This window comes from Paenibacillus pedocola (genome assembly GCF_031599675.1).
Classification (GTDB): domain Bacteria; phylum Bacillota; class Bacilli; order Paenibacillales; family Paenibacillaceae; genus Paenibacillus_AQ; species Paenibacillus_AQ pedocola.
Genome location: NZ_CP134223.1, coordinates 4,400,157 through 4,423,669, shown reverse-complemented (window position 1 = coordinate 4,423,669; position 23,513 = coordinate 4,400,157). Strand labels below are relative to the sequence as shown.

The 23,513-nt window shown below is 47.3% G+C and carries 16 protein-coding genes; 15 read left to right on the top strand and 1 reads right to left on the bottom strand.

The features are described 5' to 3' along the window. Window positions 1-127 precede the first annotated feature (127 nt). Window positions 128-1,726: a peptide ABC transporter substrate-binding protein gene (locus tag QU597_RS19735; protein WP_310829477.1), complete on the top strand. Its 1,599-nt coding sequence runs from the start codon at window positions 128-130 to the stop codon at window positions 1,724-1,726. Window positions 1,727-1,789: 63 nt separating this feature from the next. Here the strand turns inward: QU597_RS19735 and QU597_RS19730 are convergent, their stop codons facing one another. Then, a complete protein-coding gene (locus tag QU597_RS19730; RefSeq protein ID WP_310829476.1) occupies window positions 1,790-2,668 on the bottom strand; it encodes an RCC1 domain-containing protein in 879 nt (292 codons plus the stop codon). Window positions 2,669-2,962: 294 nt separating this feature from the next. On the opposite strand from QU597_RS19730, the gene QU597_RS28790 reads away from it, so the two are divergent. The 14 genes from QU597_RS28790 (at window position 2,963) to QU597_RS19665 (ending at window position 23,183) form a co-directional block, all read left to right on the top strand. Next, the gene (locus tag QU597_RS28790; RefSeq protein ID WP_369698827.1) at window positions 2,963-3,355 is read left to right on the top strand and encodes a LytTR family transcriptional regulator DNA-binding domain-containing protein; all 393 of its coding nucleotides are present in this window, start codon (window positions 2,963-2,965) and stop codon (window positions 3,353-3,355) included. Window positions 3,356-3,957: 602 nt separating this feature from the next. Continuing rightward, window positions 3,958-5,751, top strand: a complete 1,794-nt coding sequence (locus QU597_RS19725; protein ID WP_370656198.1) for a sensor histidine kinase — start codon at window positions 3,958-3,960, stop codon at window positions 5,749-5,751. A gap of 16 nt (window positions 5,752-5,767) precedes the next feature. Further along, window positions 5,768-7,099 carry a response regulator gene (locus QU597_RS19720; RefSeq protein WP_310829474.1) on the top strand — a complete coding sequence of 444 codons (1,332 nt, stop codon included), beginning with the start codon at window positions 5,768-5,770 and terminating at the stop codon, window positions 7,097-7,099. A gap of 211 nt (window positions 7,100-7,310) precedes the next feature. After that, window positions 7,311-8,138 (top strand): carbohydrate ABC transporter permease, encoded by an 828-nt coding sequence (locus QU597_RS19715; RefSeq protein WP_370656280.1) that lies wholly within the window; start codon window positions 7,311-7,313, stop codon window positions 8,136-8,138. A 1-nt stretch (window position 8,139) separates the two neighbouring features. Beyond that, complete coding sequence (locus QU597_RS19710; RefSeq protein WP_310829472.1) at window positions 8,140-9,012, top strand: carbohydrate ABC transporter permease; 873 nt, start codon at window positions 8,140-8,142, stop codon at window positions 9,010-9,012. 132 nt (window positions 9,013-9,144) lie between these two features. Next, on the top strand, window positions 9,145-10,617 hold the full coding sequence (locus tag QU597_RS19705) for an ABC transporter substrate-binding protein (RefSeq protein ID WP_310829471.1): 1,473 nt from the start codon (window positions 9,145-9,147) through the stop codon (window positions 10,615-10,617). A 354-nt stretch (window positions 10,618-10,971) separates the two neighbouring features. Beyond that, the gene (adhE, locus tag QU597_RS19700) at window positions 10,972-13,593 is read left to right on the top strand and encodes a bifunctional acetaldehyde-CoA/alcohol dehydrogenase (protein ID WP_310829470.1); all 2,622 of its coding nucleotides are present in this window, start codon (window positions 10,972-10,974) and stop codon (window positions 13,591-13,593) included. A gap of 260 nt (window positions 13,594-13,853) precedes the next feature. Further along, on the top strand, window positions 13,854-16,115 hold the full coding sequence (gene pflB / locus QU597_RS19695; protein WP_236332076.1) for a formate C-acetyltransferase: 2,262 nt from the start codon (window positions 13,854-13,856) through the stop codon (window positions 16,113-16,115). Window positions 16,116-16,252: 137 nt separating this feature from the next. Continuing rightward, a complete protein-coding gene (gene pflA, locus QU597_RS19690) occupies window positions 16,253-16,993 on the top strand; it encodes a pyruvate formate-lyase-activating protein (RefSeq protein WP_310829469.1) in 741 nt (246 codons plus the stop codon). A 325-nt stretch (window positions 16,994-17,318) separates the two neighbouring features. Next, on the top strand, window positions 17,319-18,722 hold the full coding sequence (locus QU597_RS19685) for an extracellular solute-binding protein (protein WP_310829468.1): 1,404 nt from the start codon (window positions 17,319-17,321) through the stop codon (window positions 18,720-18,722). 97 nt (window positions 18,723-18,819) lie between these two features. Further along, window positions 18,820-19,704: a carbohydrate ABC transporter permease gene (locus tag QU597_RS19680; RefSeq protein WP_310829467.1), complete on the top strand. Its 885-nt coding sequence runs from the start codon at window positions 18,820-18,822 to the stop codon at window positions 19,702-19,704. Continuing rightward, the gene (locus tag QU597_RS19675) at window positions 19,704-20,534 is read left to right on the top strand and encodes a carbohydrate ABC transporter permease (protein ID WP_054941521.1); all 831 of its coding nucleotides are present in this window, start codon (window positions 19,704-19,706) and stop codon (window positions 20,532-20,534) included. The genes QU597_RS19680 and QU597_RS19675 overlap by 1 nt, the downstream gene beginning before the upstream one ends. A 26-nt stretch (window positions 20,535-20,560) precedes the next feature. Beyond that, the gene (locus QU597_RS19670; protein ID WP_310829466.1) at window positions 20,561-22,414 is read left to right on the top strand and encodes a cache domain-containing sensor histidine kinase; all 1,854 of its coding nucleotides are present in this window, start codon (window positions 20,561-20,563) and stop codon (window positions 22,412-22,414) included. Then, window positions 22,392-23,183, top strand: coding sequence for a response regulator transcription factor (locus QU597_RS19665; protein WP_310829465.1), 792 nt, complete (start codon window positions 22,392-22,394; stop codon window positions 23,181-23,183). Before QU597_RS19670 ends, QU597_RS19665 begins: the two co-directional genes overlap by 23 nt. Window positions 23,184-23,513: the final 330 nt, after the last annotated feature.

Sequence of the window (23,513 nt, the reverse complement as noted above, 5' to 3'; positions counted from 1 at the left end):
CGAATAAAAGCATGGCTTCGCAGTTAATAAAATATCAGATTCCATCCCCGTTAGGACCCTCCTGCTGAATGATTTCGTGCTATGATTGAATATGGTTAAATTTAGTAGCGATAGAGGGGGATTATGAATGAAAAAGCTGCTTCACGTGCTTTTGGCTTTGAGCTTGCTTATGAGTATTAGTGTGATGGAAGGCAAGGAGGTATCAGCGATAGGAGCGAAGCAGGTCTTAAGGATTGGTGTGGACGCTATTCCTGCAGTGCTTGATCCTGCTCCAGCTGTTCATGATACGGCATCTTCGGTAATTAAAGGCTTATTTGAAGGCTTGGTCCGTCTGGATGAGTCCGGTCAGGCAGTGCCTGGAATAGCGAAGTCTTGGAAAATATCCAATGACGGCAAGACGTACACCTTTGCGCTGCGATCCAGTGCCAAATGGAGTAACCAGCAGTCTGTAACAGCATCGGATTTCGAATATGCCTGGAAAAGGGCGTTGTCCCCGCAAGCTTCCAATAGTCTGGCATTCAAAATGTTCATGATTGCCGGGGCAGAGAGCTATCACAACGGCAAGCAGAAAGACGCCTCAAAAGTAGGGATAAAGGCGCTGAACGACTATACGCTTCAAGTTACTCTTGCAGAGAAAAACTATACCTTCCTTCAGATGCTTGCGGAAAGTATCTACCTTCCGGTTAATGCAGCAGTGGCCAAAGCCAATAAAAACTGGGCAAGCAGCACAAAGTCTTTTGTAACAAACGGCCCTTTCAAGCTTGCAGCATGGGACACTTACAAAATCGTCTTGGTCAAGAATTCCAACTATTATGGAGCAAAGGAGATTCAATTCTCAGAAGTTCAGTTTCTTGTTCCATCAGCGGGAAGTGACTCATCTACAGCGGCCTACATAAATGGTGAAACCGATTGGCTAGGCGGTGGGGGGACCGGTCCTCTTGATTATTCCTTGTTAAGCTCACCAACCTCAAGCGAACTTTATGAAATGCCTACGGGTTCAACCTATTTCTATCAATTTAATCTGTCTCAAGCCCCTTTTAACAATCTAAAAGTTCGTCAAGCTCTAGCCATGGCAATTGACCGCGAAGCACTTAGCTACGGCACGCCGGCTTTTGGCTTTGTTCCACTGACAATTCATGGGACTATGCAGACCTACCGGTCAGAATTATCAGATCAGCCATACTTTAATGAAGATGTTAAAACAGCCAAGAAGCTGCTCCAGGAGGGACTGAAGGAAGCAGGACTTGCGAGGATGCCGGAGTTCTCAATTATTGTGAACGAAGGCAATCATAAATTCATCGCCGCGAAGATAATTAACAATTGGGAGAAGAATCTGGGGGTTACTGCAACTGTAGAGGTCCAGGACTGGGAGCAGATGCTCAATAATCGTATTAATCAGAATTATTCGATAGCCAGAGCCGGGTGGACGGCAGATTATAACGATCCAGCCTCTTCTCTGGAACTGTTCGCCTCCTGGAGTTCGGATAATGATTCTGGCTGGAGTAACAAGCAATATGATACTTACCTGCGGCAGGCACGGCAGCAGCCCGAGCCCCGTGAGCGAATGCATCTGTATGCAAAAGCGGAGCGGCTGCTCATCAGCCAAATGGCCATTATCCCGCTCTATTACTACACCTCAGATGTCTTGCACAAGCCCAATATCCAAAATGTGTACGTAGACTATGATGAATCAATAGATTATACAAGGGGTTATTTTAAACCATAACTCAAAACATAAGCCATGCGAGAGAAATAGTCGCATGGCTTTCATAATTATATGTACGGATAACTAATTGCCGGGCAGTTGGATGCCACGCCAGCCGTTTATATCGCATTGTCCATTCTGATTATCACCCGCAGCAACTACCGTACCGTCTGATTTAAGCCCGATCGTATGAGCGCAACCCGCTGTAACCGCCACAATATCACGCCAGCCGCTTACATTACATTGCCCATGCTCATTCCAGCCCGCAGCCGCCACCGTGCCGTCAGATTTAAGCCCGATCGTATGACTACTACCCGCCGCAATTGCCACAATATCGTGCCAGCTGCTTACATTGCATTGTTCACGCTTATTCCAACCCGCAGCCGTCACTGTGCCGTCTGATTTAAGCCCTACGGTATGAAGGTACCCCGCCGCAACCGCCACTATATCGTGCCAGTCACTGACATTGCTTTGTCCATACCGGTTATTGCCGGCTATCACCACCGTACCGTCCGATTTAAGCCCGGCAGTATGCCAGTCACCAGCTGCAACCGCTATGATCTCACGCCAGCCGCTTACATTACATTGGCCTTCATTATTTCGGCCCACAGCAACCACCGTGCTATCCGATTGAAGCCCGACGGTACGACGCCAACCCGCTGCAAGCGCCACAATATCGTGCCAGCCGCTTATATTGCATTGGTCATACTTATTCCACCCCACAGCTGCCACCGTACCATCCATTTTAAGTCCGATAGTATGAGCACTACCTATGTGAGCATTACCCGCCGCAACTGCCACAATATTGCGCCAGCCGCTTACATTGCATTGGCCATATTTATTATCGCCCACAGCCGTTACGGTGCCGTCCGAATGAAGCCCGACGGTATGACGATAACCTGCCGCGATAGCGGATCGTGCGCCAACCAGTGAGTAGCTGCCCTTAGGTGCAACGGGTTCCATAATCTAATCCCCTTTAATTCATAATTTATAGCTAGTATTGCAGAACCATCGGGAATTTACAACGATTCACTGCGATCGGCGACCAGTTTCTCTGATTAACATTTCGGCATAACTTTCTGCAAAGCGTAGCCAAGTTTTTGGCTGTCTGATTCATGCTATAATCCTCTAAAAATTTGCTATACGGTTAGATAAATATTGAATATAATAGCATTATATTTAGAAAAAAATGTAAGTCGTGCTGTGTTTTGTTTTGGCACGGATTGTCTTCTTTTTAACAATCAATAAGAAAGTAGAGTGTGTTCCGTGAATTGTTTATCCGTGACCGAAACTCCGGACGGATCTGGCGGGATCATCTCTGTCGAACTCCAGGACATCATGTTTCTTAAGTGCAATACTAGCGAATCACAGTCTATCCTGGTACATACGAGGGAAGGCGTATATTACATCGTGGGTCCCTTGCGTTACTGGGTCAGTGCGCTTAACAGCACCGGATGTCATTTCAGCATCGTAAATCGGGGGGCGGCAGTTAACATTGATAACGTATCACGTCTGGACAGAGCTTTCAAAGCTGCTTATTTTAACCTTATGAACGGCCCCAATGCTCTTATTTGTACGATTGCCCACCATCGGTACAGACTGGTTGAGAAAGAACTGATCCGTAGAAATCCTAATATTATAGTGTGTTAATAAGCTGTGTGCGAGGGGACTGTCAGATGACAGTTCTTTTTTGCTGCTGCCCGCTTCTTCTCCCCCTGCCGCCACCCCGTATGCAATCTTTTTCGCTTTGCAGTCTCCAGAGAGGCTGGAGTCATGGAGCAGAAATTTGGAACCGGAGGAGCGTTAGCGTCCGCCTTTGTCTCCGGATTTTATCCGCTGTGCGGTATAAATCATAGAAATCCGGAGACAACAGCGGCCGGAGGTCCAAATGTTTGCGTAATGACTCCATATTGTTCCTCCGGGTTCTTCTCCCCCTGCCGCCACCCCGTATGCAATCTTTTTCGCTTTGCAGTCTCCAGAGAGGCTGGAGTCATGGAGCAGAAATTTGGAATCGGAGGAGCGTTAGCGTCCGCCTTTGTCTCCGGATTTTATCCGCTGTGCGGTATAAATCATAGAAATCCGGAGACAACAGCGGCCGGAGGTCCAAATGTTCTGCGTAATGACTCCATATAGCCTCTCCAAGCCCTGCCGGCCGGAAAAATTGCATACAAACACACCTAATTGACTTTAAAATAGACCTATGTAAGCGCTTATCCATTTGTTATATTATTGAAACTGGAGGTGAATCCGGGATGTTGTCCGCATTTATGAAACCTATTGTCAGGCTGAGCGTCAAGCAGCAGCTGATTCTGTTGTTCCTGATTATGTTTGCGCCGATCCTGATTCTTAACAGCTATGGGAACTACAAGGCGGAGCAGATTTTAAAGCGTCATGTGACGAATGCCTATGTGGAGCTGAATAAACAAAATTTTGCGATCATTAACAGGGATATCGATACGGTGAATAAGATCACTACGACAGTGATTCAAAATCCGATTCTGCAGCAGCTGAATATGAGCGGACTTGATCCGGTGCTGGAGCGCGTCGAACGGTATGAAACGATAGAAAAGCTGCTCGGCAGCTATTCGCAGGGGGCGGAGCGGGGCGATGCGATTTATTACTCGCTGTACGTATATGATCCGAACAATTATTACTTTTTTGCCCCTAATTTTCCGCAGGTGAAAAAGGCGGGCGTTTATTTTTTTACACAGAAAGAGGAGCCTTTCTGGTTTAAGCAGGTAGTGGGGCAGAAGGGCCGGGGGTATCTGATGTTCATGGACCGCCTTAGCCCGCAGGCTGAGAACCTGAAGACCCTTACTTACGTCAGAGCGGTAAATAACATCTATCTTGGGGCAGGAACAATAGGCGTGCTGGTGGTGACCAAAATGGAGGCGAAGATCGGCGCATCGATGAAATCCATTTCACTGCCGGACGGGGAAATCTACTTGACGGATATGAATAACCGGGTGCTGGCTTCGACCACGAATTCCACCGGAGAGGTTATTGAGCTGCCCGAGGGTGCGGAGAGCGGAGATCCGGAGGGTACGCGGGATGTGATTACCAATGATTTTATTTATGTCGTGAACAATAATCATATGCTGGGGCAGAAGCTGGTCTATAAGGTTCCGGTAAAAGCGCTCCTGCAGCAGCAGAATGAAATGAAGCGGGTCATTCAATACATAACGGTTGCCTACGCCTTGTTCGGTCTGATCATAATCACTTACTTTTGGCGTTCCCTGATGACACCGCTGCAGAAGCTGGCTTTTTTTGTGCGCAAATATGAGCCAGGCAACCGGGTTCCCGAGACGCCCAAAAGAGGCAGCAATGATGAAGTCAGCGTGCTGATCGCCTCGACCTATGATATGGCCCGCAGGCTGAACAGCCTCATAATGTACAAATACCAGATGGAGATCAAGCAGAAGGAGTCACAGCTGCAGCTGCTGTATCAGCAGATCAACCCTCATCTTCTATATAACACTCTGGAGAGTATCTATTGGAAAAGCTCGCTGGAAGGCAATGTGGAATCTGCGGAGATGATCAAGGAATTATCTAAGCTGATGAAAATCAGTTTAAGCCGGGGCAGAGAGCTGATTACCTTGGAGGAGGAGCTGGAGCATGCCGGCGCCTATATCAAGCTGCAGCAGCACCGGTATGATTATGTGTTTGCTGTCATCTGGAACATTGCCCCGGAAACGAAAAGCAACCTGATTCCCAAGATTACACTGCAGCCTCTGATCGAGAATGCCATTATTCACGGGGTCAAAAATATGGATGAGGACGGGGAGATCATCATTACAGCAGCAGCCATAGAGGATACGGTGCTGATTACCATTGCAGATAACGGTTATAGGCAGGTCGACTACGAGGCGATCGCTCATGTGCTGAATGATGATAGTCCTAATCCAACGGGCGGCTACGGCATCCGGAATATTAACCAGCGGGTGCAGCTGCATTTCGGCCCTGGCTATGGTATCCGCTACGGCCCCCGTCCGGGAGGCGGAACAGTGGCTTCTGTCGTGCTGCCAAAAACGGAAGTTAAAGAATAGAAGGGGGAATCACCATATGTTCAATATTCTGGTTGTGGACGATGAACCGCTAATTTGCAAGGGGCTCAGCAATCTGCTTGCTTCTTCCGGACTGGATATCGACCATATTTATACCGCGAACAGCGGTTTTGAAGCGCTTGACTGTATCCGGATGGAGGAGGTCGACTTACTGGTGACCGATATCCAGATGGGGGCGATGAGCGGTATTGAGCTGATGCAGCATGCCAAGCTGGCGAAGCCCTGGGTGCAGACAATCGTAATCTCGGCGCATGAAACCTTTCAATATGCCCAAATGGCGGTAAGGCTGGGGGCGAAGGATTATTTAATCAAGCCGCTCAACAGTGAGCAGTTTCTTGATTCTGTACGGAATGTCCTGCTCAAAATGGACCGGCCATCGCCGGAACTGGCCACCTTCATGGCCGGCCTTGGCGAGAGCTTCAAGCTGGAGGAGCCGCTGCCGGAATACAGTAAGGTGCTGAATGCGCTGCTGTCAGACCCGGCTGCTGTTCTAAACGAAGAGGAAGAAATGGCGAAGCTGGATGAACTGAGGCTGCAGGGTCCTTATTTCTCCGTACTCAAGATTAAGCTTCCGCTGCCTGATGAAAGTATGGGGGGCAAGAACTATAGCTCCCGTGACAGAGGCCTGCTGCGTTATGGGGCGCTCAATATTGCCAAAGAACTGCTGGATCAGGAATGGAGCTCTACTGCGTTTTACTCCCCGGCTGAAGAAATCACAGTCATTATTCAATGGGACGAGAAGAGCTACGAAGAAGCGGGAACGGGCCAGGTAGGCAGGCTTGATACGCTTGGCAGAAGTCTGCATTTTAACATTCATAAATTTTTGCATCTGAATGCAGTCATTGGAATCAGCCAGATCCTTAAGGGGCTGTCATTCATGGAGGTGCTGAACCGGCAGGCATCCAAGGCCATTCTCTGGAACAAGGAGCATATCGACCATTATGTGTTCTATTACGGCGATTTCAACTGGAACAATTATGCCGCCGATCCTTCGCCCGAGGAGCTGCATACGCGCAGCAACCTGATCGTGCAGAAGGCCAAGGAGTATATCGATGAGAATTACGCCCAGAAGGGATTAACCATCCATGAGGTTGCCAAAAAAAATCATGTCAGCCCCAACTACCTCAGCTACCTGTTCAAAAAAAATACAGGCCACAACCTGTGGGAATATGTGATCAAGCTGCGGATGGAGGACAGCCGGGAGATGATTCTGAATACCGATCTGCGCCGGTATGAGATTGCCGAGCGGGTCGGGTATGAATCGCCGGAGCATTTCAGCAAGATTTTCAAAAAATACTATGGCATCAGCCCGAGTGAACTGAAGAAGTAAGAACGCTCATGACTTCGGTAGATATAGACATGTTCAGCCTCCCCCGCCTTTCCTACAATTAAGGTAAGAAGCACTTTGTCAATGTGCTGCAAGAGGAAAGGAATGAGGGAGCCAGATGAACCAGACCGTTGTATTAAACGACGAGTTGCAGTTGAAGCCCGAGAGTAAACCGTACAAACAGAACCGCTGGAAAAAGAATTTTTGGGGCTATATGTTTCTCGTGCCCGCCCTTGTCATCTTCATTATGTTTATGTGGGTGCCGATTTTCAAAGGCTTTCTGTACAGCTTTTATACTGTGGATTTTGTTAAAGGAAATACCTTTGTAGGCTTCGGCAATTATGCTACAGCGCTCACGGACCCCGATGTCCTGATCGCAGTCAAAAATACACTGTATTACATGCTGCTCTGTCTTGTCGTCGGCTTCTGGGTGCCGATTGCCTTCGCTATTGCGATCTCAGAACTCCGGAGGTTCGGAGGGTTTGTGCGGGTAGCAGCTTATCTTCCCTATGTAATGCCTGCGGTGGTTCTGTATGGGCTGTGGAGATGGCTCTATGATCCGGTCGGACCGATTAATGCCTTGCTGGGTACGCTTGGGGCGGACCAGATCCCCTTTTTGACGGACAGCAGGTGGTCTATGCTCTCGCTTGTGTTTATGGAAACGTGGCAGCAGTTTGGCTCGGGGATGCTGATCTATCTGGCCGCTGTGCTCAGTATTCCGCGTGACTGGTACGAAGCGGCCGAGATTGACGGAGCCGGTGTCTGGGCGCGTATCCGCCATATTACACTGCCATCCCTGCGCAATCTGATTGTCCTGATGCTGATTCTGCAAATAATCGCGACCTCTCAAGGATACCAGTCACAGCTGGCGCTGCTGGACGGCGGGCCGAATAAGACCACGCTTACCTATGCACTCCTGATCGTGAAGTATGCGTTCACCCGGCTTGATTATGGAACGGCAACGGCGTTAGGCATGCTGATGTTCATCGTCCTGGGCGGTTTGGGCATTTTACAGTTCAAGCTGGGGAAGGAGGATAATTAGGATGAAGAGCGCAGAGAGAGGAATTTTGTCCGAACATGATCTTAAAAAGACAAGCAATAAAGTTGTCTACGGCCTTATGGTATTCCTTATTGCCATAATGGTTTTTACCATGATGTATCCAATCCTGATGACCATGTTCAACGGCCTGAAATCCAACCAGGAGGTTAACTCCTTTCCGCCGCATTTTTTCCCGCAGGAGTGGCATTTCAGCAATCTGAGGGATGCGGTGAATTACATTGATCTGCTGATGTTCCTGAAGAATACCCTATATATATTTGTCGGGAATATGGTAGTGACACTGGTAGTGCTCGGCATGGCTTCGTTCAGTATTTCCCGGATGAATGTACCGTACCGGAAAGCTTTCTATTTCTTTTTCCTGATGACACTGTTTATCCCGGCAACCAGCTATATGATTCCGAACTTTGTCAACCTGAAGGAGCTGGGCCTGCTCAACCAGTATGCGGCATTCTGGCTGCCGGCAGGAGCGAACACGTTCTTTTTTCTGCTGCTGAAGAACTTTTTTGACGGAATTCACCAGGAAATCTTTGAAGCTGCGCGGATTGACGGAGCCTCGGAGCCGAGAAGCTTTTTCTCTATCGCTGTTCCGCTGTCCGTGCCGATTTTCGCCACGCTGGCCATTTTTATTTTCTCCACAGCCTGGAATGACTGGTTCTGGCCGTCACTGGTCATGCACACCGAGGATAAATATACGCTCGCGACTGCGATCTATAAGTATGTTATCAACGTCAAGGCGCTGAATACGAACATTAAGTTTGCAATTCTCTTCCTGGTGTCTCTGCCGCCGATTCTCGTGTTCCTGATCTTCCAGAAATTCATTATGCGCGGAGTGACATTGTCGGCTGTGAAAGGGTAGGCGCGGAAGACGCGATTTTACGGGGGATCGTAAACCTGCACATGAAAGGAATATAAATACACCTCGTTTGTAAACGATTTCTCTTTTAAGATGAATTTGTAAGTTAATTATGAATTGAAAAGGGGAGTTTCAATGCGTAAATTTTCCAGCGTATTAGCATGTCTCCTTGTGGCCGGTTCGTTGTTATCCGCTTGCGGCGGCAACAATAACAACAACGGAAATGCCCAGGGAAATACAGGGGAGGAAGCTTCTCCGGCACCTGCCACAGCAAATACGGATAACAGCACTGCTGCAACAAATGCACCTGCCGATGATATCACCCAGCGAAAAGTAACGATCAAAATCCACTATCCGACACCTGACCTGACAGAGATGCGGGCTCAGGAGGACGACCGGATCAAACGCTTTCAGGCGGAATATCCGAACGTAGAGATTATCAAGGATGACTGGCAGTACAATGTCAGTGAAATCGGAGTGAAAATGGCCGCCAATGAAGCGCCAACCTTCTTTAACACCTATGCTACAGAAGCCAAATTCCTGGTGGAAAAGGGCTGGGCTGCCGATATTACGGAGCTGTGGAACAAATATGAGTACAAGGATCAAATCAATCCGGTGCTGCAAAATCAGTTCATCATTGACGGTAAGGTCTACGGTGTAACCCAAAAAGGGTATGTAACCACAACAATGATTAATAAGAAGATGCTGGATGACAAAGGCGTAGCCGTTCCGGCGATGGACTGGACCTGGGAGGATATGCTGAACACCGCCAAAGGGGTAGCTGATCCCAAAAAAGGGATTTCCGGAATCGCCCCAATGGGGAAAGGCAATGAAGCTGGCTGGAACTGGACCAACTTCCTGTTCGAAGCGGGCGGAGAGATCCAGAATGTGGAGGGCGGCAAGGTCGTTGCTACCTTTAATTCCGAAGCAGGGGTAAAAGCACTGGATTTCTACAAGAAGCTGAGATGGGAAGCGAACGCTATTCCGCAGGACTGGGCACTTGGCTGGGGTGATGCAGTTGGGGCGTTCCAGCAGGGACGTACGGCGATGGTGATGGCTGGCTCCGACGGCGTCATTGAACAGGCACTGAATCAGGGCGGACTCAAACCCGAGGATGTGCTCACCTATCCAATGCCAGCAGCTGAAAAAGGCGGCAAGCATACCGGAGTGCTCGGCGGCGATTACCTCGTAATCAATCCGAACGCTTCTAAAGACGAGCAGGAAATGGCCTTCCGCTATATTACATTTGATTATTTCTCTGATAAAGGCCTGGAAGCGCTCGATGCGATTCTGCAGCAGCGCAAAGCGGACGGCAAGTATTTTATCCCGCCGCTTCTGGACTATTATGCTGCTGACTCTGACTTCGGCAAGAAAACAAAAGCCGTATACGACAAGTATTCCGACATTGTGTATCAATACAACCCTGACATTATGGCTCTACTGGATGGTAAGCCTGAAGCACAGTACAACACTCAGGATTATTACGCAACGATGTCCAATGTGATCCAGGAGCTGTTCTCCAAAAAAGGCACAGACTCCAAAGCGCAGCTGGATGCCGCCGCCAAAACGGTGCAGGAGAAATTCTTCGATACTATTAAAGTAGAGTAGAATACGCTGGTAACGCCAGAAATGAATACAAGACGGGCCATTCTTCCGAATAGGGAGAACAGCCGTCTTGTTTTTTTGTTTTCCAATATCAGACAAAAAGCAGCAATTTCAAATCCCTGTAAACCTTGAGAACCTGGGTTTCAGAAGTCAACAGAGAGCCGCAATATAAATATTACCAAAATATTTTATAAAAAATGGTATTAAATCCTGATTATGATCGAATGAAAGCGCTTTGAAAACAAATCAAAAAAACTTTATACTTTGTGAAAGAATTCACTATACAAGACGAGGAGGATGTGATAAGATAAATGTGTAGAGAAAAACAACCTAAAAATTGACAGGAGGACGAGGGAGATGGCAGTTAAAAACGAAGTCGCCGCCCAAGTGAAACAAACCACCGCTGAAGAGTATATTCAGACTTTGGTGGATAAAGCAAAGAAAGCCCTGGATGCGTTCATGGAGCTAGATCAAGAGCAGGTTAACACAATCGTTCATGCAATGGCGTTGGCAGGTCTCGACAAACATATGTACCTGGCGAAATTGGCCGTCGAAGAAACAGGACGCGGAGTATACGAAGACAAAATTACGAAGAATATCTTCTCAACTGAATATATCTGGCACGGAATTAAGTACGACAAGACAGTAGGCGTTATTGAAGATAACACTTATGACAACTTCCAGAAGATTGCTGAACCAGTCGGAATTGTAATGGGTATCACACCGGTAACCAACCCAACATCCACCACGATGTTTAAAGCATTGATCGCCGCTAAGACACGTAATCCTATTATATTCGGTTTCCATCCATCTGCGCAAGAGTGTAGTGCGGCAGCAGCCAAAATTCTTCATGATGCAGGCGTAAAAGCTGGTGCACCTGAGAACTTCATCCAATGGATTGAACTTCCTACTATGGACAAAACAAACGCACTGATGAACAATCCAGACGTTGCACTGATCCTCGCAACCGGCGGATCGGCAATGGTTAAAGCAGCTTATAGCTGCGGCAAACCGGCACTCGGCGTAGGTCCTGGTAACGTTCCTGCCTTCATCGAGAAGAGTGCTAACATCGATCAAGCAGTAACAGACATCATCCTTTCCAAAACCTTTGACAATGGTATGATCTGTGCTTCCGAGCAAGCCGTTATTATTGAAGAAGCAATCTTTGACCAAGTGAAGAAGAAAATGATCGCGAATGGCTGCTACTTCGTTAACAAAGATGAAGCTGCTAAGCTGACAAACGGCGCAATGAACGTAGAAAAATGCGCAGTTAACCCAGCAATCGTAGGTCAATCGGCAGTGAAAATCGCTGAAATGTGCGGTATTCAGGTTCCAGCCGGCACTAAGATTCTGGTAGCTGAAATCGAAGGCGTAGGCACTAAATATCCGCTGTCCGCTGAAAAACTCAGCCCGGTTCTGGCTTGCTACAAAGTTAAAAATGCAGACCAAGGTATCGAACGCGCTGCAGAAATCGTTGAATTTGGTGGCATGGGCCACAGCTCGGCTATCCACTCCAACAACGAAGAAGTTATCATGAAGTTCTCGAACCGCCTGCAAACAGGACGTATTCTTGTGAACTCGCCTTCGACACATGGCGCCATCGGCGACATTTACAATACGAATATCCCTTCGCTTACCCTGGGCTGCGGATCTTATGGACGCAACTCGGTATCGCAGAACGTTACTGCAATCAATCTGATCAACGTGAAAAGGGTGAACCGTCGTACCGTGAATATGCAATGGTTTAAAGTACCTGACAAAATTTACTTCGAAAAAGGATCCACACAGTACCTGACTAAAATGCCTAACATCAGCCGTGTAGCAATCATCACGGACCCAATGATGGTTAAACTGGGTTATGTTGAGAGAGTAGAACACTATCTGCGTCAGCGCCAAACACCTGTAGCTATCGAAGTGTTCTCGGAAGTTGAACCGGATCCATCGACTACTACAGTTGAAAAAGGTACTGCTATGATGAACAGATTCCAACCGGACTGCATCATCGCACTCGGCGGCGGTTCCCCAATGGATGCTGCAAAAGGAATGTGGTTGTTCTATGAACACCCGGATGCTGACTTTGACGGATTGAAACAGAAATTCATGGATATCCGCAAACGCGTCTACAAATTCCCTGAGCTGGGCAACAAAGCGAAATTCGTTGCAATCCCAACTACATCGGGTACAGGTTCGGAAGTAACTCCATTCGCAGTTATTACTGACAAGACAACTGGCAACAATACTAAATACCCATTGGCTGATTATGAGCTGACTCCAGATGTTGCGATCGTTGATCCAGAGTTTGTATACAGCTTGCCTAGAACTGCTGTTGCTGATACCGGTATGGACGTATTGACACATGCAATTGAAGCTTATGTATCTGTAATGGCTAGTGACTATTCCGATGGTCTGGCAATCAAAGCAATTCAATTGGTATTCCAGTACCTGGAAAAATCGGCTCTGACTGGCGACAAACTGGCTCGTGAAAAAATGCATAACGCATCGACACTCGCTGGTATGGCTTTTGCTAACGCGTTCCTGGGCATTAACCACAGCTTGGCGCACAAATGGGGCGGTCAATACCACACAGCGCATGGTCGTACCAATGCCATCCTGATGCCGCACGTTATCCGTTACAATGCTAAAAAACCTACGAAGTTCGCTTCGTTCCCTAAATATTCCCACTTCGTAGCTGACGAGCGTTATGCCGAAATCGCCCGCATTCTGGGATTGCCGGCCCGCACTACTGAAGAAGGCGTAACTAGCCTGATCAATGCAATCCGCGATCTGAACAAAAAACTCGGTATCGAAGAGTCGTTCTCGGCGCTTGGCTTCGATCCTAAGGATTTCGAATCGCGTGTAGATTACCTGGCTGACCGTGCATTTGAAGACCAATGTACTACTGCCAACCCTAAACTGCCGCTGGTAACTGAGCTGGCTGATGTATACCGCAACGCATTTTACGGAAGATTCGACGTATAATTGGCGATTGCTTAGCAAAAAGCAAGTTTAAAGGTTAATATGGGACTAGATGGTAGTGACAAATATCACCGGAAAGGTGATATTTGTCACAGTCCTTTTTGAGAAAATAAACTAAAATGTTTATATAAACAACGTTCCCGGATATGAAGTCGCGATTGTGAATTTTATAACAACCATATCATTGGGATCACGAGACACGGGATTAACCTTCAAGCCCGCGATCTCTACAAATAATATAAATATAAATGGAGGGATTTAGCATGTCGGTGATTGAAAAAGATGTACAAGAAGTAAAGTCCGGTTGGAGAAGTTTTGCAAAAGGTAAATGGTCCAAGAAAGTAAACGTAAATGATTTTATCGAGAAGAACATCAATCCTTATGTAGGTAAGGAAGATTTCCTCGCAGGTCCTACACATAACACAACAGAACTTTGGAAAATTGTTTCTGAAATGACCAAGCAAGAAATTGCTAACGGCGGCGTGCTTGATGTAGACGTTAATACTGTATCTACAATCGTATCCCACCAGCCTGGTTACATCGACAAGGACAAAGAACAAATTGTCGGTGTTCAGACAGATGCTCCTTTCAAACGTTCTATTCAACCTTTTGGCGGAATCAAGATGATGATCGATGCTACCAAAGCATACGGCTTCGAACTTCCGCAAAACATTGTTGAAATGTTCACGAACATCCGCAAAACGCATAACCAAGGCGTATTTGATGCATATACATCCGAAATGAGAGCCGTACGTAAAGCCGGTATCATCACAGGTCTTCCTGATGCTTATGGCCGTGGCCGTATTATCGGTGACTACCGCCGCGTAGCACTTTACGGTATTGACTTCCTGATCAAAGAAAAGAAGCAAGATCTTACAAACCTTGAAGTGGATTCCCTGACAGATGACATTATCCGTCTTCGTGAAGAAATTTCCGAACAAATTCGTGCCCTTAGCGAATTGAAACAAATGGCACAAATGCACGGCATGGATATCAGCAAGCCTGCAAACAACGCTAAAGAAGCTTTCCAATGGGTATACTTCGGTTACCTGGCTGCAATCAAAGAACAAAACGGTGCTGCAATGTCCCTTGGACGTGTATCTTCCTTCCTTGATATCTATGTAGAACGCGATATTGCTGAAGGTACATTGACTGAAGAACAAGCACAAGAACTGGTTGACCATTTCATCATGAAATTGCGTATCGTGAAATTCCTGCGTACGCCTGACTATAACGAACTGTTCAGCGGTGACCCAACTTGGGTTACAGAATCCATCGGCGGTATGTCCGTAGACGGAACAACACGCGTTACTAAGAACAGCTTCCGCTTCCTGCACACCCTGTACAATCTGGGACCAGCACCAGAACCTAACCTGACTGTACTGTGGTCTGAAAAACTGCCTGAAGGCTTCAAAAAATATTGTGCGAAGGTTTCCATCGAAACCAGCTCGATTCAATATGAAAATGACGATTTGATGCGTCCAATCTACGGCGACGACTACGGTATCGCTTGCTGCGTATCCGCAATGCGTATCGGTAAACAAATGCAATTCTTCGGAGCCCGCGCTAACCTGGCAAAAGCTCTGCTGTATGCAATCAACGGCGGTGTGGATGAAAAATCTGGTGCTCAAGTAGGACCTGAATATCCGCGTATCACTTCTGAATACCTGGAATACGACGAAGTAATGAAACGTTTTAAACCGATGATGGAGTGGCTGGCTAAGACTTACATGAACACACTGAATGTCATTCACTACATGCACGATAAATATTCCTACGAACGTATCGAAATGGCTCTGCATGACCGCGATATTCTGCGGACTATGGCTTGTGGTATTGCCGGTCTGTCTGTTACCGCTGACTCCCTGAGCGCAATCAAACATGCAAAAGTTAAAGTGATCCGTAACGAACAAGGTATCGCGGTTGACTTCGAAACTGAAGGTGAATTCCCTTGCTACGGTAACAATGATGATGCTGTTGACAGCATTGCAGTAGAACTGGTTGAATCGTTCATGACTATGATCCGCAAACACCATGCATACCGTGATGCTCTGCCGACACAATCGGTACTGACTATCACTTCGAACGTAGTATATGGTAAGAAAACAGGTACAACTCCTGATGGACGTAAAAAAGGCGAGCCGTTCGCACCAGGTGCTAACCCAATGCACGGACGCGACAAAAAAGGCGCTTTGGCTTCCTTGAGCTCCGTAGCTAAACTGCCTTACGAAGATAGCTTGGATGGTATCTCCAACACCTTCTCTATCGTGCCTAAAGCACTTGGTAAAGAAGAAGAAGGACGTAAATCCAATCTGGTATCGATGCTGGACGGATATTTCGGCAGCAAAGGCCACCACTTGAACGTTAACGTATTTGCCCGCGAACAATTGATGGATGCTATGGAGCACCCAGAAAACTATCCACAATTGACTATCCGCGTATCTGGTTATGCTGTTAACTTCATCAAGCTGACTCGTGAACAACAACTCGATGTTATCAACCGTACTTTCCACGGTGCAATGTAATTAAATTAACTGCTAACCGCAGTTACGCTTATACAATGCAATAGCTGCAAGGTGATACCGCTCTTGTTTCAAGGGCGGTAAAATCTTGCTTAAAATTCATTAAAATTTGAAGTTTTATTTCGAAAGGATGTCATCATATGGCTAATGGACACATACATTCCTTAGAAACCTTTGGGACCGTGGACGGGCCTGGTATCCGTTTTGTTCTATTTATGCAGGGTTGCCTATTGAAGTGCCAATATTGTCATAACCCGGATACCTGGGGTCTTAACGAAGGTAAAGAAATGAGTATCGAGGATGTACTCTCAGAAATTCAGCCTTATTTGAACTATTACCGCTCTTCAGGCGGTGGACTTACCGTTTCAGGCGGGGAGCCAACACTCCAGGCACATTTCGTAAAGCAATTGTTCACGGAAGTGAAGAAACGCTGGAACCTGCACACTACACTCGATACGAACGGGTATAACGAAGGCGATAAGATTACTGATCTGTTAGATGTAACGGATCTGGTGCTGCTGGACCTAAAGCATATTGATGATGAAGCTCATATCAAGCTAACAGGTAAATCCAATGACCGTACGTTGAGACTGGCCCGCTGGTTATCAGATCATAATCGTAAAATGTGGATCCGCCACGTTTACGTTCCTGGTATTCATAACAAGGAAGAAGACCTGCTGAATCTTGGGCGGTTCATCGGAACCCTAAACGGTGTTGAGAAGTTTGAAATCCTGCCTTATCACCAGATGGGGATCTATAAATGGGAAGTGCTTGGCCGTCCCTATGAGCTTGAGGGTGTACCTTCACCAACAGAAGAGGAAGTGCAGCGCGCTTACCGGCTGATCGAAGAAGGACGTCAAGAGACAGCTTTGGTAAAATAATGATCGCAATTGAATGAAGCCGTTCCTGACAGTAGCTAATATACTGGGGGACGGCTTTTTGCTGTCAGGTTAAGAAAGTAAATATAGAGGTAATTCACATTGTGTATAGGTTTCATAACAAGAATGAGTTGTCATTTCACTGGGTTTTTAATATTATGTCATAAAATATAACTTAATATGTGACTAAATGCCATTGTATTCGCTTACATTAGAGGTTTTTATCCCTATTGTAGATGAATCTTAACCTTACGATTACAAAGTCTGTTTTCTATAATAAGAGTTGTAAGTGAAATCATAAATCATTAACCAGGGAGGGTCACCCGTAATGAGAAAAAGTATAACCATGCTCTTGTCCCTAATGTTTGTCACCTCAGCCCTACTGACTGCTTGCGGAAATAATAATAATTCAGGCAACAATGGTGAAGCCGCTGCAACTAACAGCGGGACTGCTGCAACCAATGCCCCGGCAACAGAAGAACCGGTGAACACGGAGCCTTTTGAAATGACAATCCGTCATACACAGGTTGGTGCCGATAAACAGAAACGCCTGGCGATTCTGGAAGATGTCGTAGGCAAGGTGCAGCAAGAGGTGCCGGGTCTGACCTTCAAGCTGGATGGTGTGGATTCGGATGTGAACCGCAAAGAGAAGCTGCGCGGTGAAATGGCCGCCGGTAATCCGCCGGAAATTTTCGACCTGTTCGGCAGCCCTGATTCCAAGATCTACGCGAAAGAAGGCAAGCTGCTAGATCTCACCCCGATCCTCGAAGAACTCGGAATCAAGGATAAATTCTCCAATCTGGATCCTTTTACTTATGAAGGCAAAATCTACGGATTGCCGATTGGCGGTTCGGGTGAAGGATTCTTCTATAATAAAGAATATTATGCAAGCAAGGGCTGGAAAGCTCCAACTACCTTCGCGGAACTGGAACAGCAGCTGGCTGACATTAAGGCGGACGGCAAAGTGCCAATGGCAGGCGCATCCAAAGCCGGTTGGGTACCGTTGATGCTGGCTAATCACCTGTGGTCCCGGTATGCCGGTCCGGATGTTACAGCGAAGTTTGCTACGGGTGAAGCGAAGTGGAATGATCCGAACGTTGTAAAAGGATTCGCCAAATACAAGGAATGGGTCGACAAAGGCTACTTCAAAAAAGGTGAGCTCGGGTTCGAATATGCTGAATATACGACCCAGTTCACCAGCGGTGAAGCGATTCTGATGTATGACGGAACCTGGAAATCCTCGGTCTTCAAGGCTGGTCAATCCGGCGAAGGGCTGATCGGTAAGGTAGGATTCTTCAATATCCCTGCGGTTGAAGGCGGGGTAGGCGATCAGACGGCCCTGATGCGTGATGTGAACAACGGCTATGGCTTCTCCGCTTCAGCAGGTGAAGACGAACGTCAACTAGCCGCAGTGAAGTCGTTCATCAAAAATATGTACAATGAAGAAATGCAATTGCGCGGATTGGTGGAAGACGGTGTGCTTCCGGCGATGAAGATTGATCAGGCGGTGCTGAACGAGAATATCACAGATGATCTGATGAGTGAAATTGTGGCAGTGCTGAACAGCTCGGAGTCCTCCTTCCCGGCGTTCGACTCTCTGGTACAGGCGGATGTAACGACCGAAATCAGCAATATTCAAATTCAGAAGCTGATCGGCGGTCAGACTACACCTGAGAAGATGGGCGAAGCGCTGCAGAAGGTTCAGGAAGAAGCGAACGCAGCGGTAGAGTAAGCAGCAGCCAATGAAATGTACCCTGGTGCTTGCTCCAGGGTGCATTTTTGCACTCCGGCCTAATCATTCCCAGATGTCAAAGCTATCGGAGGTAGTCATGAATAAAGCACTCAAAAACCCCTTGGTCTTCATCCTGTTCGTTATTCCTGCACTTACATTGTTCTTTGTATTCTTCATCTATCCGATCTTCAGTTCAATCTATTATAGCTTCACCAGCTGGAACGGCGTATCGGATACCGTCAAATACACCGGTCTAACCAATTTCAAGAAGGCGCTGGGCGATGAACGCTTCTGGGTCTCCGTGAAGAATAACGGCTGGTTCATCCTATTCTCCGTATTTATACAGGTTCCGCTGATCGTCTTTTTCTCCTTATTGATTGCCAATGTGAAGAAGCTCAAAGGATTATATAAAACAGCCGTATTTATGCCTTCCATAATGTCTACAGCAGTAATCGGTATTCTGTGGGGCTTTATCTATGAGCCTAATATCGGGCTGTTCAATAAACTGCTGGGGCTGTTCGGAGTGGAGCCGATTTATTGGCTGTCAGATGAGCGTTTTGCCATGCTGTCGATTCTGATTACAAATGCCTGGCAGTGGACCGGATTCTACATCGTCATGGTGCTGGCAGCGATCCTATCCATTCCCAGTGAGCTTGATGAGGCGGCAGCGATTGACGGCGCAACCGGCTTTCAGCGGGCTACCCGTATTACTCTGCCGCTGATTGTACCGATTATTTCCGTGGTGATTATGCTCTCCATTGCCGGGGCCATGAAGGCTGCCGATATTGTCATCGTTATGACCAAAGGCGGACCGGCAGGCTCGACTGAAGTCATGGCCACCTACATGATTAAATATGCTATCACCAATTTTAAGTACGGGTACGGCAATACCATTGCAGTCCTAATCTTCGTGTTTACTCTTGTCGTTACGGCACTATATCAGCTGCTGTTTAACCGGCGTAGTGAAAGGATTGAATACTGATGCCGCGTACCTTGAAGAAAAGTCTGCCCCATGTTGCTTTGCTCGGCTATCTTTTAGTGGTTCTGTTTCCGTTCTTATTCGTGCTCTTCTCCTCCGTGAAGAAGGACAATAACTCGATCGCCCTGAATCCATTCGGCATCCCGAAGGAATTCGTGTTTAACAACTATGTAGAGGCGTGGGTTAACGCTAAGATCAGCACGTACTTTTTCAACAGCTTGTACATTTCGGTCCTGGCATCGGTGGTATCGATCCTGCTGGCTTCGATGTTTGCCTTCGCGGTCACGCGGATGCGCCAGGGCAAATGGAACACGATACTGTTTTCGCTGGTGCTGATCGGAATGCTGATTCCGAATAATGCGCTGATGCTGCCGATCTATACGATTGTACGCAAGCTGCATATCTTGAATACGCACTGGGCGCTGATTATCCCTTATATTGCCAACGCGATTCCGTTTACGATTATCATTCTGGCCGCTTTCATGCGTTCCCTGCCCAGTGAAATTGAGGAAGCAGCGGTAATGGATGGGTTGAAGGCTCCGGGCATCTTTGCTAAGATTATTGTACCTCTGACGGTTCCCGCCATGGTTACAGTATTCATAGTCAATTTCCTGGGAAATTGGAATGAATTTTTGCTGGCTAACTATTTTCTTTCGAACGATGAGCTGCGTACGCTTCCGGTGGGAATGGTCCAATTTCGTGATCAGTACCAGATGAACTACGCGCAAATGTCTGCCGGGATTGTCTATAGCGTGCTGCCGGTAGTCATAATCTATGCTGTTTTGCAGGAGAAAATAATTGAAGGTGTAACGGCAGGCAGCGTAAAAGGTTAACCCTATCACAGTCAGGAGCGCAGCCGATGAATTTGCGCTATAAATTGTTTACGGCATTTTTGGGTTTGATCATTATTCCGTTATTTATCCTTGGCATGATTATGTTCTTCGTAACTTATAATTCAATTGAGAAGAAATACAGCCAGCAGTCGGAGTATTCGCTCAAAGCGATCAGCTACAGCATTTCCAATGTCTTCAAGGATATGAACAATGTGACGGACAACGGAATTGCCACCTCAGTTTTTCATATGGCGCTTAGTGCGGATGATCCCTCCAAACAGGACCTGACCGATGCCGAGCAGCTGAGTCTGAATGCCAGCCAACGCAATTTCCGCAGTCTGCTCTATAATCATCCTTCGATTAGTTACGCCTTTTTATACAATTTTAATGGAAAAGGCAGCTCAGAGATTGTCTCGGTCTTCACCAAAGAGAATTTCCGGACGCTTCCCTATGACAAGTTCAAAGGAAGTGCGCTGTACCAGGAGGTTATGGAGCTCAATGGAGTGCCGAAATGGCTGGCGCCGCATGAGTATCCGGAGCTGACCGGAACCGAAGCGGTATTTACGCAGATCCGCTTAATCAAAGAGCTGAGCTTCTTTCAGAATATCGGCATTCTGGTAGTGCAGATCAAAAACTGGGAGTTCGAATCCATCTTCCGTAATTTAAAGATCGGCGGCAGTAACCAGAAGGTTTCGTTTATGCTCGTGAATGATGACGGAATGATTCTGCTTGATCCGGACCGCAATCTGGACGGCCAGAGTTTAAGCTCTTTTACAACTAAGAATATTACCTATAAGCAAGGCTTTCAAAGCTTCAAAACCCAATTCGGCGGAGAGAAAAGCATTCTGTCTGTATATCATCTGAAAGACTATCCATGGAGCCTGGTGTCTGTGACCTCATGGGGTTCGTTGTCCCGCGAAGTTACCGTATTTGCCCGCTGGTTTGTCGCCGTAATATTCCTGTGTTTTCTGGCAGCGGTCATTTTCAACCTGTTCTTCATGAACCGGATTACCGGCGGGATTGCTGTCATTGTCCGTTTTATGCGCCGGGTTGAAGATGGTGATCTCACAACGCGGGTGGAGGAGAAGGGCAATGACGAGATGACACTGCTGGCCAAAGGGATCAACGACCTGATGAACAAAATAAATATGCTGTTTAACCGTATTCAGGTGGAACAGCGGCGGAAAAATCAGGCGGAAATGCGTGTACTGCAGGCGCAGATCAAACCGCATTTTCTTTTTAATACCCTGGAATCCATCAATGTGCTCGCCGTTCAGAACGAAGGAAGCAAAGTCAGTGAAATGGTCTACCGTCTGGCCAGCATTCTACGGATCAGTATTCAGGACAGGGATGAGATCACACTTCACGAGGAAATAACCCATCTGCGCAATTACCTTGATATCCAGAAATTCCGATTCGAGGATGTATTCGATTATGAGATCGATATTCCGGAGGAGCTTATGAGCTGCGGTATTCTTAAGCTGACACTGCAGCCGCTTGTAGAGAATAGCATCCAGCACGGGTTCGAGGGGATCGGCTACCATGGCCGGTTGAGTGTGAAGGGCTGGGAGGATCAGGGGAATCTGATTCTGCGAATACAGGATAACGGAATCGGCATGACTTCTGCCCAGCTTTCGATGTTCCAGTATATGATCGGTGATTCGGCGGAGCAGAGTGCGGTCAGCCAGGAGGATCAGGGAATGCACCAGGAACGGCGCGGGCTTGGCGTACGGAGTGTAGCCGACAGAATTCGGATTGAATACGGCAGCAGATATGGTATTTTCATCTGTGCCAGCCCCGGCGAGGGCACGATTATCCAATGCGTCATACCTAAATACGAGCAGGGGGAAGATCATTATGCTAAAAGTATTATTGGTTGACGATGAAGCCCCTATCCTTAACAATCTCAACAGAGTGCTGCCCTGGTCGGAGATGGGGATGGAAGTTGCAGGCATGGCGCGAAGCGGTATGGAAGCACTGAAGATTGCTGAGGAAGCGGCGCCGGATCTGGTGCTCTGTGATATCCGCATGCCGGTGATGGACGGACTGACCTTCATTGGCAAGCTGCGGGAAATGGGGTTGGAGAGCGAGGTGCTGCTGCTGAGCGGATATCAGGAATTCGATTATGCCAGGGAAGCCATCCGGCTTGGGGTGAAGGAATATATCTGCAAGCCGATTCATTATGGTGAGCTTGGCAACAAGGTGCGGGAAATCGGCACGCAAATCCGCAACCGGCAGTATAAGGACAAATTGTACAATAGCATCCCGTTGTTCCAGGAGCTGCCCGCGGCAGAGGATACGGCCAAAAAAACACCGGATCAGCTGATGAATCTGGCGGCGAAAATTATTTCCGAACGGCTGAGCTATGATCTCGGGATCGAGGAGGTCGCGGGCAGGATCGGGATCAGCAGCAGCTATTTCTGCCTGTTGTTCAAGAACCGTTTTGCGATGACCTTCGTGGAATATGTCACCCAGCAGCGGATTGAAGCCGCCAAATTCATGCTGTCCAGCACGGACAAGAGCATTACGGCGATTAGCTCGGGCGTGGGGTATCAGGAGCGGCGGTATTTTACCAAGGTTTTTCTGAAGCAGACGGGAATGACACCCAAAGAATACCGTGATCAGAAGAAACGCGCGGAGACGCAGTGAAACCTGTATTCCGGACAATTAGATGACAGATCCACTGAAATGTTTACCGGAGAAGACGATTAACCTTACTTTTTAAGGGGAATCGTCTTTGTTGTTTGAAGCAGCATAGGCAAAAGTGTTTACTGAAATGGCAGGCAATGGTATGATCTAGGTTCTGTGAGATAGAGTTGGATATCGGCGGGACTCCTTAACAGGGAACTGTAAGGTGAAGTAAAAAATGTATTTTCAAGTTATTTTTTATTTGCGCTGAATGAAACTTTTTGAGGTTCGATGCGTCTAATACTATGTTTTGTAAAATGGACGTGGCAAAACATCACCTGCCGGCTTTTG

Bases quoted from the DNA above. Each gene is read 5' to 3' on its own strand.
- QU597_RS19705 (WP_310829471.1), top strand. From the start codon at position 9,145: ATGCGTAAATTTTCCAGCGTATTAGCATGTCTCCTTGTGGCCGGTTCG.
- QU597_RS19710 (WP_310829472.1), top strand. From the start codon at position 8,140: ATGAAGAGCGCAGAGAGAGGAATTTTGTCCGAACATGATCTTAAAAAG.
- QU597_RS19670 (WP_310829466.1), top strand. From the start codon at position 20,561: ATGAATTTGCGCTATAAATTGTTTACGGCATTTTTGGGTTTGATCATT.
- QU597_RS19730 (WP_310829476.1), bottom strand. From the start codon at position 2,668: ATGGAACCCGTTGCACCTAAGGGCAGCTACTCACTGGTTGGCGCACGA.
- pflB (WP_236332076.1), top strand. From the start codon at position 13,854: ATGTCGGTGATTGAAAAAGATGTACAAGAAGTAAAGTCCGGTTGGAGA.
- QU597_RS19725 (WP_370656198.1), top strand. From the start codon at position 3,958: ATGTTGTCCGCATTTATGAAACCTATTGTCAGGCTGAGCGTCAAGCAG.
- QU597_RS19665 (WP_310829465.1), top strand. From the start codon at position 22,392: ATGCTAAAAGTATTATTGGTTGACGATGAAGCCCCTATCCTTAACAAT.
- QU597_RS19735 (WP_310829477.1), top strand. From the start codon at position 128: ATGAAAAAGCTGCTTCACGTGCTTTTGGCTTTGAGCTTGCTTATGAGT.
- QU597_RS19680 (WP_310829467.1), top strand. From the start codon at position 18,820: ATGAATAAAGCACTCAAAAACCCCTTGGTCTTCATCCTGTTCGTTATT.
- adhE (WP_310829470.1), top strand. From the start codon at position 10,972: ATGGCAGTTAAAAACGAAGTCGCCGCCCAAGTGAAACAAACCACCGCT.
- QU597_RS19675 (WP_054941521.1), top strand. From the start codon at position 19,704: ATGCCGCGTACCTTGAAGAAAAGTCTGCCCCATGTTGCTTTGCTCGGC.
- QU597_RS19720 (WP_310829474.1), top strand. From the start codon at position 5,768: ATGTTCAATATTCTGGTTGTGGACGATGAACCGCTAATTTGCAAGGGG.
- pflA (WP_310829469.1), top strand. From the start codon at position 16,253: ATGGCTAATGGACACATACATTCCTTAGAAACCTTTGGGACCGTGGAC.
- QU597_RS19685 (WP_310829468.1), top strand. From the start codon at position 17,319: ATGAGAAAAAGTATAACCATGCTCTTGTCCCTAATGTTTGTCACCTCA.
- QU597_RS19715 (WP_370656280.1), top strand. From the start codon at position 7,311: ATGTTTCTCGTGCCCGCCCTTGTCATCTTCATTATGTTTATGTGGGTG.